At 74.9% G+C, this 582-nt stretch carries 1 protein-coding gene; it reads left to right on the top strand.

The window, feature by feature from the left end:
- Nucleotides 1-582: SIS domain-containing protein (locus CSC66_RS17355; RefSeq protein WP_162378650.1), on the top strand; the 582-nt coding region annotated here is incomplete at both ends.

The raw sequence follows: 582 nt of genomic DNA, 5'->3' as shown, positions 1-582 counted from the left end.
CACGCGGTTCAGCGCCATCTCGCAGTCGGGCAAGAGCCCCGGCCTGATGCGCAACGCCGAGGCCGCCAAGGCCGCTGGCGCGCACGTGGCCGCGCTGGTGAACGTGGAGGACTCGCCGCTGGCGCACCTGGCGCACACCGTGATCCCGCTGGGCGCCGGCGCGGAGAAGAGCGTGGCGGCGACCAAGAGCTACCTGGCCTCGCTGGCGGCCATCGCCCAGTTGGCCGCGCACTGGCAGGGCGACGCGGCGCTGCTGGAGGCGCTGGAGGCGCTGCCGGCGGCGTTGCGCCAGGCCTGGGCGCAGGACTGGTCGGCGCTGACCGAGGGCCTGGCCGGCGCGCACAACCTGTTCGTGCTCGGTCGCGGCCTGGGCCTGGCCGCGGCCCAGGAGGCGGCACTGAAGTTCAAGGAGACCTGCGGCCTGCACGCCGAGGCGTACAGCTCGGCCGAGGTCAAGCACGGGCCGATGGCCCTGGTCGGCGCCGGCTTCCCGGTGCTGGCCTTTGCCCAGCCGGATGCGACCGAGGCCGGTACCCTGGCGGTGGGCGAGGAATTCCGCGCGCGCGGCGCGCAGGTGTGGAC

This window comes from Pseudoxanthomonas kaohsiungensis, from assembly GCF_010211765.1.
Lineage (GTDB): Bacteria > Pseudomonadota > Gammaproteobacteria > Xanthomonadales > Xanthomonadaceae > Pseudoxanthomonas > Pseudoxanthomonas kaohsiungensis.
This window is presented reverse-complemented; position numbering and strand designations above follow the sequence as displayed.